Here is an 11,664-nt window from a genome sequence, read left to right as displayed (position 1 = left end):
CCTCAGCGACGAGCGTGCCGACGCCTTCTGACCTCGTGGGCGATCTGTCGAGCGATGCTGTCCGGATCACGCAGCACATCGAATGCCGCGTAGCGGAGCACACGGAATTCTGCCAGGACCAGCATGTTCTGGCGCACGCGATCTCGTCGGAAGACATCCCCGTCGATGTGGAACTCCCGGCCGTCCACCTCGATGATCACCCGCGACGCCTCGTCGTAGAAGTCGACGATGAACGCCCCTACCCGCGCGTTGACCTTCAGGCGCAGCCCGACGGCGATGAGGGCACGGTCCAGAACCCGTTCGGGCTCGGATGCGAACCTCGTCGAGGCAGATCTGAGTTGCTCGGTCAGGCGAGCGTTCCCCGAGCGCCCCGGTGCCGACGCGACGAGTCGCCGAACGGAATCCCGTGTCATGCCCGCGGCCAGCCGATGATCGACGAGTCGACCCGCGGCACGAGGTTCCATGATCGCGACGCAGTCGAGTAGTGCCTGCTCCTCGGTGACGACGGGGAGGTCGTCGACCCGTGTGACGACATCGTCCGCCAGATCGCGTCGATGGACAATGAGCCACGTCGGAGTCCGGCATTTCCTCATCCGCGGGACAGTGGCCTCGACGATGAGCGGCTCGTCGATCCACCCGTGCAGCCTGGCTGCCGTTCTATGACTGAGGACGGAATCCGGTCGCCACAACGAGACGGCAGCGCACCGTCCGATCCAAGTCGGTTCGACGAGGGAATAGATCTGGGGCAACACGCGGTGGTAGTCCCGCGAGATGCTGCTGCTCGAGATTCCTGCCGCCAGTAATCGGCGACGCCTCGTCATTCCATGCGTGGTCATGCTCGAGATCGTGGACGAGTGTGCGCGACCGTCAGCTCAGACGACCAGGGCCGATAGAGAAGCTGTGGATCGTGCGGCCCTGTGGACGACGTGGGCGTGGTGTTCCACTCGATCGGTCACAGCGCGGAGAACCGCGTCCATGACGCATGAGTGGAACACCACTCCCGGCGAGCTAGAGCTTCACACCCAGCAGCGCGTCCACCGCCAGCGACACCAACCCCGGCGCTGCGGGGTCGGAGCCGCCGAGCGTCACGGCGTCGTGTGCCCACGCATCGATCGCGTCGAGTGCCTTGGCGGAGTCGAGATCGTCGGCCAGGTGCTGGCGCACGCGGGCGACGGTGTCCTCGGCGGACTGTGCCGACTCGAGTGCGACGGCCTTGCGCCACAACGCGAGTCGGTCCTGTGCAGCGGCGAGGATCTCGTCGGTCCAGGTGCGGTCCTGCCGGTAGTGGCCGGCGAGGAGACCGAGGCGGATGGCACCGGGATCGACACCCGCAGCGGTGAGCTTCGAGACCAGGACGAGGTTGCCCAGCGACTTCGACATCTTCTCGCCGTCGAGGCCGATCATGCCGGTGTGCACGTAGTGCCGCGCGAAACGGTCTGCACCGGTGAGAGATTCGGCGTGGGCGGCGGAGAACTCGTGGTGCGGGAAGATGAGGTCGCTGCCGCCGCCCTGCACGTCGAAGCCGGATCCGATGCGGTTCAACGCGATCGCCGCGCACTCGATGTGCCAGCCGGGGCGTCCCGGGCCGAACGGCGAGGGCCAGGACGGTTCGCCCGGGCGCTCGGCCTTCCAGACGAGGGCGTCGAGAGGGTCGCGCTTGCCGGGCCGGTCGGGATCTCCGCCGCGCTCGGCGAAGAAGGTGTCCATCGTCGCCCGGTCGTACCCGGACTCGTAGCCGAACTGCTCGGTGGCGTCCGCGCGGAAGTACACGTCGGGGTACTCGGCGTCGTCCACCACGTAGGCAGCGCCCGAGGCGACGAGCTTCTCGACGAGCTCCACGACCTCGGTCACGGACTCGACCGCGCCGATGTAGTCGCGCGGCGGGATGACGCGGAGCGCGGTCATGTCCGACCGGAAGAGGTCGGTCTCGCGCTGTCCGAGCGACACCCAGTCGTCGCCGTCGCGCGCCGCGCGCTCGAAGAGCGGGTCGTCGACGTCGGTGACGTTCTGGACGTAGTGCACGTCGTGGCCGGCGTCGCGCCAGACCCGGTTGACGAGGTCGAACGTCAGGTAGGTGGCGGCATGGCCCAGGTGCGTCGCGTCGTACGGGGTGATGCCGCAGACGTACATGGTGGCGGTCGAACCGGGCGCGACGGGACGCACGGCGCGATCGGCCGTGTCGTACAAACGGAGCGGCGGGCCCTCGCCCGGCACGCTGGGAACGTCCACTTCGGGCCACGACTGCATGGGTGAAGACTATCCGGTCGGGCCGGAGCCGCCGCCGCGTGCCCGGTCTAGAACGCGGGCCAGGGAATGGGCCTGCTGGAGTCGGGCGCCGGCATGACCGGTTCCGCGAGCAACCGCGACACGCGACCGGCCAGCGCCTCGATCTCCTCGTCGGTGATGTGCGGCGCGAGGGTGTCCCCGAAGGCACCGCGCAGGTCGCGGGAGAAGTCGACCAGGTCGGCCACCAGAGCGGCGTCGACGGGTCGACCGGCCCACCCCCACAGCACGGTCCGCAGCTTGTTCTGCCGGTGCAGGGCGATGCCGTGGTCCACGCCGTACACGGAGCCGTCGAGTGCCTCGAGCACGTGTCCGCCCTTGCGGTCGGCGTTGTTGATGACGACGTCGAGGACGGCCATCCGGTGCAGCCGCGGATCGTCCGCGTGCACCAGTGCCACCTCGTCGCCGGCATCGTCGTAGGCCCGGAGCACGGGGATGTAGGACGAGGGCACGAGGTCGGGGCGGCAGAGGTCCACCATGTCGTAGCCCTCGCCCTTCTCGGGGAGGCGCTCGACGGTGTCGATCCACCGCTGCACCATGCCGACGCCGAGCGGGCCGTCCCGTAGCACGGTCGTGGGCACGACGCCCCAGCCCAGTGCGTCGGAGATCAGGTAGGACGAGATCTCGCGGCCCGCCAGCGTGCCGTCGGGGAAGTCCCACAACGGCTGTTCCCCGCGCACCGGCTTGTAGACACAACGCAGTGCCGGCGCCGGATCCTCACGCTCGATCTCGCACACGAGCGTCGCGTTGGACGCCTGCACCACGCGACCGACGATGGTCATCTCGCCGTGCGCGAGCAGGTCCGTGTCGTCATCGGTCCAGGGCGCGGTGGCGTCGCCGGCGGAGGTCAGGACTCGTCCCCGAACTCGGTGGTGTCGCTTCCCAGCACGGTGCCGCGCCGGTACCCGTTGGTCCGCACGCACATGTGACCACCGGGCGCGAGGGGCTCACCGCAGAGCGGGCACGGGGGCCGACCGGCCGCGATGACGCGCTCGCTGCGCGCGGCGAACTCACGGGCCTGCTCCGGACTCAGGAACACCCGCACGGCGTCCGGACCCTCGTCCGTGTCGTCGAGCACCACCGACTCGTCGATCTCGGTCTCGGTGATGGCGAGCAGCTCCACCACGACCGCGCCGGCGTCGGCGTCCCAGCCCAGACCCATGGTCCCGACCCGGAACTCGGCGTCCACGGGCATCACCAGTGGGTCGACGTCGCTCGGATCGGCTTCCTCGGGTGGCACCTCGGTACCGAAGCGCCTCGCCACCTCGTCGAGCAGGAGCCCGACACGGTCGGCCAGGACCTGAACCTGCTGCTTCTCGAGCGCTACCGACACCACTCGGGCGTCGTGCACTGCCTGGAGGTAGAAGGATCGATCGCCGGGCTCACCCACCGTTCCGGCGACGAACCGGTCGGGGGTGCGAAAGACGTGAATCGCGCGTGGCATATCTGCACCTCCAAAGATCGCGCCGCCGAACTGCCGCGGCTGTGACTCTCATTATCCGCGTGTTGTCACTGTCCGGTGGAACCACCGGGGACGGCGTCCGATTCCGACGCGGTCGGAGCCTGGTCGGACGGGGCCTCGGCAGTGGTGTCCGTCTCGGCGGGCGGCGTCGGAACGAACTGCGTCAGATCCCCACCGAGATCGCCGAGACGATGGACGAACGGCCGCGTCTCGGTGTACCGGACGACACTGATCGACGCCGGGTCCACCACGATGCGCTGGAACTGGTCCAGGTGCGACCCCAGAGCATCGGCCAGGACGGACTTGATGACGTCGCCGTGCGAGCAGGCCACCCACAGCACGTCGGAGCCGTGCTCGGCGGCGAGCCGCGCGTCGATCTCGCGGATCGCGCGCACCGCCCTGATCTGCACGTCGGCGAGGCCTTCACCCCCGGGGAAGACGGCAGCGGACGGGTGCTGCTGCACCACCTTCCACAGCGGCTCCCCCACGAGATCCTTGATCGGCTTGCCGGTCCACTCGCCGTAGTCGACCTCGAGCAACCGATCCTCCACGACGGGGTCGAGCGCGCGCGCCGCAGCGAGGGGCGCGACCGTCTGTTCGCACCGGAGCAACGGTGATCGCACGATCGCCGCGAGCGGAAGCACCTCGAGACGGGCGACGACACGCTCCGCCTGCTCCCGACCGAGATCGTCGAGTTCCACGCCGTCCGACCTGCCCGCGAGCGTGCCGGCCGTGTTGGACGTCGAGCGTCCGTGGCGCAGAAGTATGACCGTCATGACCTCAGCCTAGTGAGGCGCCGGCACCGTCCCCGTCGCGGTGGCGTCAGTTCGCTGCGACGACGCCGGTGGCGAGGAGGCCGAGAACCGCGACCCCGACGACGATGCGGTACCCGACGAACCAGTACAGCGAGTGGTTCTCGACGAAGCGCAGCAGCCAGGCGATGGAGGCGTACCCCAGTACGAAGGCCACGAGCGTCGCCACGACGAGCTGCGATCCCGATGCCTGCAGACCTTCGCCCGCCGGTTCGAAGGCATCCGGCAAGGAGAAGAGTCCGGACGCGGTGACGGCCGGGATCGCGAGCAGGAACGAGAAGCGGACCGCGGCGGCACGCGTCAGGCCCATGAACAGACCGGCACTCGTGGTGGCGCCGGATCGGGACACGCCCGGGATGAGCGCGAGACACTGCGCGGCGCCCATGACGAGGCCGTCGCGGGTGGTGAGCTTCTCGATCGGTCGCGTCTGTCGGCCGACCTTCTCCGCGACGGCGATGACCACGGCGAACACGATGAGCAGCGTCGCGATGATCCACAGGTTGCGCGCGCCCGTCCGGATCGCGTCCTTGAAGACGAAGCCGAGCACGCCGATCGGGATGGTGGCGAAGATGACGTACCACCCCATGCGGTAGTCCAGCGTGTCGCGCTGGGACTTGTCGGCGATGCCGCGGAACCACGCCGCGACGATGCGCCCGATGTCGCGGGCGAAGTAGAGCAGGACCGCGGCCTCGGTACCGAGCTGCGTCACCGCGGTGAACGACGCGCCGGCGTCGTCACCGAAGAAGACCTCGGAGACGATGCGCAGGTGTGCCGAGGAGGAGATGGGGAGGAACTCGGTCAACCCCTGCACGGCGCCGAGCACGAGGGCCTGCACCCAGGACATCGATTCCGCGATCATCGCTGTTCTCCTGCCGTCCGATTCCGCGGCGCGCAGACGCCACCGACGAGGTTTCCTGTCGAAGTCACGAGGCACGACCGTACTAGGGTCGTGCCTCGACCACCGTGTCGGCAGGACGGGACACGGACGGAACACGGCGAAACGGATGCACTGCCTTCATGAAGCACAGAACGGTCGGGAGCAGCGGGCTGCGGGTGTCACGCCTGGGGCTCGGAACGGGTGAATGGGGACGCGGAGTCGACGGTGACGACGCCGCGGCACAGGTGACGGCGTTCGTCGACGCGGGCGGGACCCTCGTCGACGCGTCCGCCTCCTATGGAGACGGACGCGCGGTGCGGGTGTTGGCCGAGATCGTCGACGACGTGGTTCCGCGCGGTGACCTGGTGCTCAGCATCGATTCCGGCGTCTCGCGTCCGGACACCTCGGGGCACTGGACCGTCGACTGCTCGCGGCGCGCGCTCCTCGCAGACCTGGACAGGACACTGCGCGAGCTCGGCACCGATCACCTCGATCTCTGGAGCGTCGGCGCGTGGGATCCGCAGACCCCTCTCGGTGAGGTGGCGGCGACTCTGGAGCACGCGGTCTCGTCCGGGCGGGTCCGCTACGCGGGTGTTCGCGGCTTCACGGCGTGGCAGCTGGCCACCGTGTCGGCGGCCGTCGACATCACCGCGGCGCAGGCGGAGTACTCCCTGCTCGCGCGCGGCGCCGAGGACGAGCTGTTCCCTGCGGCCGACCACCACGGCGTGGGCATTCTCGCGGTGTCGGCTCTGGCGAGCGGCGTGCTCACGGGCAAGTACCGGGACGGTGTGCCCGCGGATTCACGCGGCGCGGACGATCACCGACGCCACGCGCTCGCACCCTTCCTCGGTGAGGACGGCGGGAAGGTGGTCGAGGCCGTCATCACGGCGGCCGACGGTCTGGGCACGTCGCCGCTCGCGGTGGCTCTGGCGTGGGCTCGAGATCGCCCCGGTGTCGCGTCCGTCGTGGTCGGAACGCGAGACATCGGTCAGCTGACGGGCGTGCTGGCCGCCGAGGAGGTCGCGCTCCCCTCGGCCATCACCTCGGCGCTGGACGACGTCAGTTCCTGACCGTCATGACGGGTCGATCGCGTTGCCCAGCCGCCCGAGCAGCGATCGCAGGAGCGTGGTGTCGGGCGGCTGCGGCGAGTCGAGCGGACGGACGTCGGCGACCGCGTCCCGGACCGCGGCGACGATCGAGCGCTCGTCCGAGAGGTCGACGTCCGTGACATCGCGCTCCGCGACCGCATCGACGTCGAGATCGTCGGGAACGGCCTGCGTCAGGTCGGCGCGGTAGACCTCCACGCGCAGCGACTTGCCGCGTACCCGGAAGGCGAAACTCCGCCCGTCCGGAGTGGACCCGAACCCGTGGGCGTGCGCCCCCACCGACACGTCCTCCATCGAGAACTCCGCATTGCTCGGCCCGCTCATGCGCCCTCCCTCGTTCCCTCTCGTCGACAGGCACTCGTCGAAACGTACAGCCGCGTCATGGCGGCCACATCCCTCCCCTGTGCTCGCGCCGGGACGGCGAGATGATCGGATGAGAGAAGACCTGAAGGAGAATCACCCCCATGGCACCCCGACCGACCAGTGCCCACCCGGCACGACGCAGCAGTACCCGTTTCGTCCTTCTCGGCATCGCCCTGGTGACGACGGTCACAGCAGGATGCGCGAACTCCGACGATCCGGAGCAGCTGAACACGCGTGAGCCGGAGGTCGCCGCGGTGTCCCCCGACACGACCGTCACGCCGGCGGGCGTCACGGCCGACCCGCGCTTCGGCGGTCCGGCCACCGTCGACGGCCTCGCGATCGAGCCTCGCGACCGGATCGCCGGGATCCTCACCGACGACGGTACGACGCTGCTGCTGACCCCGCTCGACTCGGAGGAGGATCCGCGCTCGGTGCGACTCTCCGCACCCGGCACGTCCGTCTCCGCCGGTAGGGACGGCGAACTGCTGGTCACGACGTCGTCGGGCATCAGCCGGGTGGACGCGCAGTCCGGTGCGACGACGGACGTCGCGGTCGACGGCGGCGCCGCCTCGGTGACGCCGTGGGACGACGGGTACGCCGTCGGGACGCCGACCGGAACCGTCGCGATCACGGGAGCCGACGGCTCGGTCGAGAGCACCGTCACCGGTCAGGCGTCGGTCGACGGTCTCGTGCGCACGGGAGACGATCTGGTGTCCCTGGACACTCGGCAGACGTCGGTGACGTCCGTGAACGTCGGCGCCGAACGTCTCGGCGCCGCGCTGCGCGCAGGCGACGGGGCCACCCGCATGACCGGGTGCGCCGACGGTGCCGTCGTGGTCGCGGACACGACCGACGACGAACTGCTCGTCTTCACGGGCGACCCCGATCTGATCATGCGTCAGCGCTACCCCGTCGCCGGTTCCCCGTTCGCCGTCGCGTGCGAGGACGACGGCACCGTGTGGGTGACCGTGACTGCACTCAACGAGGTGGTGGGATTCGACATCACTTCCGGAATTCCTGTCGAGTCGGCACGGTTCCCCACAGTGCGCCAGCCCGATTCGCTCGCCGTGGACTCGCAGTCCGGCGAACTTTTCGTAGGCTCGAACAGTGGCGCCGGGGTCCAGGTGATCCCGACCCGGGCGTGAGAACCCGCGAGGACGAGAGCGAGATCCGTGAACCGGAACAACCGTGCGATGCCCGTCGGCTGGGAGACCCAGTCGGACGACTGGGAGTACGTGCCCATCAAGCTGCCGCCGGACGTCACCCGAGTGACGGCCTCGATGCGGCTGGCCATCTCCGCCGAGTTCGGTGGGTGGGAGCTCTCCCGGGTCCGGCTGTACACCGACGGCAGCAGGCGAGTACTTCTCAAGCGACGCAAGACCGCGCACCACGTGCCCGATCCCGGTCTCTGACCGAGTGGCGGCGCCGCACCACCGACGAGATTCCCCGACGAGAGGTTTCCAGGCTGTGAGCCCGTACCGGCTGCTGCTCCGCGCGATGTTCCTGCTCCCTCCGGAACGCATTCATCACCTCGCATTCGCGGCGATGGTCGCGGTGACTCGTTTCGCGCCCCTGCGTGCGCTGGTCTCGCGCGTGCTCTCGGTCCGAGATCCGGTACTGCGGACGACCGCCTTCGGCGTGACGTTCCCCACCCCGGTCGGCCTGGCCGCCGGTTTCGACAAGACCGGTGAGGGTGTCGACGCGTGGGGTCCGCTGGGGTTCGGTTTCGCGGAGGTCGGCACCGTGACCGCGCAGGCGCAACCCGGGAACCCACAGCCTCGACTCTTCCGGCTTCCCGCCGACCGAGGCCTGCTCAACCGCATGGGTTTCAACAATCCGGGTGCGGCGGCCGTGGCCGAGCGTCTGCGCGGACGACGCGGGGACATCCCGGTCGGCGCCAACATCGGCAAGACCAAGGTGGTTCCCGCGGCGGACGCCGCGATCGACTACACGGAGAGTGCGCGGCTGCTCGGCCCGCTGTCGGACTTCGTCGTGGTCAACGTGAGTTCGCCGAACACCCCCGGACTGCGGGATCTGCAGGCGGTGGAATCGCTGCGGCCTCTGCTGGCCGCCGTGGCGAGCGTTGTGACGGTGCCCGTCCTGGTGAAGATCGCGCCCGACCTGTCGGACGACGACGTCGACGCAGTGGCAGACCTGGCCATGGAGCTGGGATCCGCCGGCATCGTGGCGACCAACACGACCATCGGACGCGACGGGCTGAGGACGGCCGGGGCCGCGAATCTCGGAGCGGGTGGCGTCTCCGGCCCGTACGTCGCGGACCGATCACTCGAGGTGCTGCGCCGACTGCGTGCACGCGTCGGGGACTCGATGACGCTGATCTCGGTCGGCGGTGTCGAGACCGCAGACGACGCGTGGGAACGCATCCTCGCCGGTGCCACCCTCGTGCAGGGGTACACCGGCTTCGTCTACGGCGGTCCGTTCTGGGCGCGCCGCGTCGCCGTCGGCCTGGCTCGACGAGCCCGGGCCGCGGGATTCGCCTCGGTGGCCGACGCGGTCGGCACGGAGACGGTCCCGCGGCCCGGACCGCGCTGACTCAGGTCTCGTCAGCTCTGCTCGTACGTGCCCACGATGACGGCACGCGCGAGGGCGTGGCTGAAGAGGTTGAATCCGAGGTACGCCGGTGACGCACTCTCATCGATGTCGAGCTTCTCGACGTCGACGGCGTGCACTGCCACGAAGTAGCGGTGCGGTCCGTGCCCCTGCGGGGGTGCGGCACCGATGAATCGCGCCAGGCCCGCGTCGTTGCGCAGAGTGATGGCCTCGTTCGGCAGTCCGGTCGATCCGTCGTCGCCTGCGCCGGTGACCAGGGTGGTGGTCGAGACGGGGATGTTCGCGACGGCCCAGTGCCAGAAGCCGGACGCCGTCGGCGCGTCGGGATCGTAGGCGGTGACGGCGAAACTCTTGGTCTCCTCCGGGAATCCCGACCACGACAGCTGCGGAGAGTTGTCGTGGCCGCCCGCGCCCATGATGCCGCTGACCTGGTCCTCGTGGAGCGGCTGACCGTCGGTGACGTTGTCCGACGTGAGCTCGAACGACGGTAGTGACGGAAGTGCGGCGTAGGGATCGTGTGACATGAGGTCCTCTCGGGGGTGGTCTGTTCGGATGAGTCAGCTGTGCAGGAGGAAGTGCTCGAAGACCTTGGTACCGAAGATCAACGACTCGACGGGTACCCGTTCGTCGACGCCGTGGAACAACGCCGCGAAGTCGAGTTCCGGCGGCAGCTTGAGCGGAGCGAATCCGAAGCACCGGATGCCCAGCTTGGCGAACGCCTTGGCATCGGTGCCGCCGGACAGCATGTACGGCACCGTGCGCCCGTTCTCGTCGAACGCCAGGATCGCGTCGTTCATCGCGTCGACGAGGTGCCCGTCGAACGTGGTCTCGTACGGCTCCAGGTCGGTGATCCAGGACCGTTCGACGTGCGGACCGATGAGCGCGTCGACCTCGCGCTCGAACTCGGCCTTGCGTCCCGGCAGGACGCGGCAGTCGATGGTGGCGGAGGCGGTCTGCGGAATGACGTTGGCCTTGTACCCGGCCGAGAGCATCGTCGGGTTGGCCGTGTCGCGCAGTGTCGCGCCGACGATGCGGGCGATGCTGCCGAGCTTGGCGAGGGTGCCGTCGATGTCGGGCGACTCGGGGTCGAAGGCCAGTCCGGTCTCCGAGCTCACGGCGGCGAGGAACTCGGTCACCGAGTCGGTCATCACCAGCGGGAACTGGTGGTTGCCCAGTGCTGCAACAGCTTCGGCGAGGTATGTCACGGCGTTGTCCTCGTGCAGGAACGATCCGTGACCGGCGCGGGCCTTGGCCGTCAGACGCATCCAGGCGAGGCCCTTCTCGGCGGTCTCGACGAGGTAGAGGCGACGCTCGTCGCCCTCGGGGGTGGACACCGTCAGTGAGAAGCCGCCGACCTCGCCGACAGCCTCGGTGACACCCTCGAACAGATCTGGCCGGTGCTCGACGAGCCAGTGCGACCCGTACCTGCCGCCGGCCTCCTCGTCGGCCAGGAACGCGAAGACGAGGTCGCGGGGCGGGACGGTGCCGGCCGACTTGAACTGTCGGGCCAGCGCCAGGGCCATGCCGACCATGTCCTTCATGTCGACGGCGCCGCGTCCCCACAGGTAACCGTCCTCGACGGCACCCGAGAAGGGATGCACGCTCCAGTCGGCGGGCTCGGCCGGAACGACGTCGAGGTGGCCGTGCACGAGCAACGCGCCGCGTGAGCTGTCGGCGCCGGCCAGTCGGGCGAAGACGTTGCCGCGGCCGGGCGCACCCGACTCGACGTACTCGGTCTCGTATCCCACGGCCTCGAGCTGGCGCGCCACCCATTCGGCGCACTCCTTCTCGCCGGCGGTGGTCTCGAGCTCCCCGGTGTTGGAGGTGTCGAAGCGGATCAGCGACGAGACGAGGTCGACGACCTCGTCCACGGCCACGGTCTGCTTCTCGGTCTGGTGGTCGTTCTCTCCTGTTGCGGACACAGCTCGTTCCTACCACTCGTGGCGTCTCGGCAGGTGCTCCGACGTGCGGTTTTGGTCCAGGGCGCGGTATCGGCTAGATTTAGCGACCGCACCGAGAACACGGGTGCGACGTGCTCGTGAACTGCGTATGGCCAGCAGTGTGTGACGCGTGATGTCCGAGTGGCGGAATGGCAGACGCGCTAGCTTGAGGTGCTAGTGTCCTATTAACGGACGTGGGGGTTCAAGTCCCCCCTCGGACACCGAAGACAGACCGACGAGAGCCCCGATT

13 protein-coding genes and 1 tRNA gene are annotated in these 11,664 nt (G+C 69.2%); 5 read left to right on the top strand and 9 right to left on the bottom strand.

The genetic code is table 11. The features are described from left to right. Positions 1-2: 2 nt before the first annotated feature. From HQ325_RS21455 to HQ325_RS21430, 6 genes are all read right to left on the bottom strand, one after another. A complete protein-coding gene (locus HQ325_RS21455) occupies positions 3-836 on the bottom strand; it encodes an endonuclease domain-containing protein (protein WP_261778587.1) in 834 nt (277 codons plus the stop codon). 172 nt (positions 837-1,008) lie between these two features. Then, a complete protein-coding gene (mshC, locus tag HQ325_RS21450; protein WP_027505337.1) occupies positions 1,009-2,247 on the bottom strand; it encodes a cysteine--1-D-myo-inosityl 2-amino-2-deoxy-alpha-D-glucopyranoside ligase in 1,239 nt (412 codons plus the stop codon). A 47-nt stretch (positions 2,248-2,294) separates the two neighbouring features. After that, a complete protein-coding gene (locus tag HQ325_RS21445; protein ID WP_373425285.1) occupies positions 2,295-3,134 on the bottom strand; it encodes an SCO1664 family protein in 840 nt (279 codons plus the stop codon). After that, entirely contained in the window at positions 3,131-3,727 is a 597-nt protein-coding gene (locus HQ325_RS21440) for a DUF3090 domain-containing protein (protein WP_222632324.1), read from the bottom strand. Before HQ325_RS21440 ends, HQ325_RS21445 begins: the two co-directional genes overlap by 4 nt. 65 nt (positions 3,728-3,792) lie before the next feature. Beyond that, positions 3,793-4,521, bottom strand: coding sequence for a histidine phosphatase family protein (locus HQ325_RS21435; protein ID WP_222632322.1), 729 nt, complete (start codon positions 4,519-4,521; stop codon positions 3,793-3,795). Between the two features lie 46 nt (positions 4,522-4,567). Further along, positions 4,568-5,413, bottom strand: coding sequence for an undecaprenyl-diphosphate phosphatase (locus HQ325_RS21430; RefSeq protein ID WP_027505333.1), 846 nt, complete (start codon positions 5,411-5,413; stop codon positions 4,568-4,570). A 161-nt stretch (positions 5,414-5,574) separates the two neighbouring features. Here HQ325_RS21430 and HQ325_RS21425 point away from each other — a divergent pair, with 161 nt between their 5' ends. Next, the gene (locus HQ325_RS21425) at positions 5,575-6,504 is read left to right on the top strand and encodes an aldo/keto reductase (RefSeq protein WP_222632320.1); all 930 of its coding nucleotides are present in this window, start codon (positions 5,575-5,577) and stop codon (positions 6,502-6,504) included. 3 nt (positions 6,505-6,507) lie between these two features. Here HQ325_RS21425 and HQ325_RS21420 read toward each other — a convergent pair whose 3' ends face one another. Then, positions 6,508-6,864 (bottom strand): hypothetical protein, encoded by a 357-nt coding sequence (locus HQ325_RS21420; protein WP_222632319.1) that lies wholly within the window; start codon positions 6,862-6,864, stop codon positions 6,508-6,510. Positions 6,865-7,004: 140 nt separating this feature from the next. Here HQ325_RS21420 and HQ325_RS21415 point away from each other — a divergent pair, with 140 nt between their 5' ends. The 3 genes from HQ325_RS21415 to HQ325_RS21405 are packed head-to-tail and all read left to right on the top strand — an operon-like array spanning position 7,005 to position 9,456. Then, positions 7,005-8,048 (top strand): hypothetical protein, encoded by a 1,044-nt coding sequence (locus tag HQ325_RS21415; RefSeq protein WP_222632318.1) that lies wholly within the window; start codon positions 7,005-7,007, stop codon positions 8,046-8,048. A 48-nt stretch (positions 8,049-8,096) separates the two neighbouring features. Next, positions 8,097-8,315, top strand: a complete 219-nt coding sequence (locus HQ325_RS21410; protein ID WP_037185612.1) for a DUF5703 family protein — start codon at positions 8,097-8,099, stop codon at positions 8,313-8,315. A 55-nt stretch (positions 8,316-8,370) separates the two neighbouring features. Next, positions 8,371-9,456: a quinone-dependent dihydroorotate dehydrogenase gene (locus HQ325_RS21405; protein ID WP_308014599.1), complete on the top strand. Its 1,086-nt coding sequence runs from the start codon at positions 8,371-8,373 to the stop codon at positions 9,454-9,456. An 11-nt stretch (positions 9,457-9,467) separates the two neighbouring features. Here the strand turns inward: HQ325_RS21405 and HQ325_RS21400 are convergent, their stop codons facing one another. After that, positions 9,468-9,998 carry a YbhB/YbcL family Raf kinase inhibitor-like protein gene (locus HQ325_RS21400; RefSeq protein ID WP_222632317.1) on the bottom strand — a complete coding sequence of 177 codons (531 nt, stop codon included), beginning with the start codon at positions 9,996-9,998 and terminating at the stop codon, positions 9,468-9,470. A 33-nt stretch (positions 9,999-10,031) separates the two neighbouring features. Continuing rightward, positions 10,032-11,396: a M20/M25/M40 family metallo-hydrolase gene (locus HQ325_RS21395; RefSeq protein WP_222632316.1), complete on the bottom strand. Its 1,365-nt coding sequence runs from the start codon at positions 11,394-11,396 to the stop codon at positions 10,032-10,034. Positions 11,397-11,549: 153 nt separating this feature from the next. Here HQ325_RS21395 and HQ325_RS21390 point away from each other — a divergent pair. Continuing rightward, positions 11,550-11,635, top strand: a tRNA-Leu gene (locus HQ325_RS21390). The last annotated feature ends 29 nt before the right edge of the window (positions 11,636-11,664 follow it).

The sequence above is a fragment of the Rhodococcus sp. BP-349 genome, assembly GCF_019835845.1.
Classification (GTDB): Bacteria; Actinomycetota; Actinomycetes; order Mycobacteriales; family Mycobacteriaceae; genus Rhodococcoides.
This window is presented reverse-complemented; position numbering and strand designations above follow the sequence as displayed.

Bases quoted from the DNA above. Each gene is read 5' to 3' on its own strand.
- HQ325_RS21455 (WP_261778587.1), bottom strand. From the start codon at position 836: ATGACCACGCATGGAATGACGAGGCGTCGCCGATTACTGGCGGCAGGA.
- mshC (WP_027505337.1), bottom strand. From the start codon at position 2,247: ATGCAGTCGTGGCCCGAAGTGGACGTTCCCAGCGTGCCGGGCGAGGGC.
- HQ325_RS21440 (WP_222632324.1), bottom strand. From the start codon at position 3,727: ATGCCACGCGCGATTCACGTCTTTCGCACCCCCGACCGGTTCGTCGCC.
- HQ325_RS21435 (WP_222632322.1), bottom strand. From the start codon at position 4,521: ATGACGGTCATACTTCTGCGCCACGGACGCTCGACGTCCAACACGGCC.
- HQ325_RS21425 (WP_222632320.1), top strand. From the start codon at position 5,575: ATGAAGCACAGAACGGTCGGGAGCAGCGGGCTGCGGGTGTCACGCCTG.
- HQ325_RS21420 (WP_222632319.1), bottom strand. From the start codon at position 6,864: ATGAGCGGGCCGAGCAATGCGGAGTTCTCGATGGAGGACGTGTCGGTG.
- HQ325_RS21415 (WP_222632318.1), top strand. From the start codon at position 7,005: ATGGCACCCCGACCGACCAGTGCCCACCCGGCACGACGCAGCAGTACC.
- HQ325_RS21410 (WP_037185612.1), top strand. From the start codon at position 8,097: ATGCCCGTCGGCTGGGAGACCCAGTCGGACGACTGGGAGTACGTGCCC.
- HQ325_RS21400 (WP_222632317.1), bottom strand. From the start codon at position 9,998: ATGTCACACGATCCCTACGCCGCACTTCCGTCACTACCGTCGTTCGAG.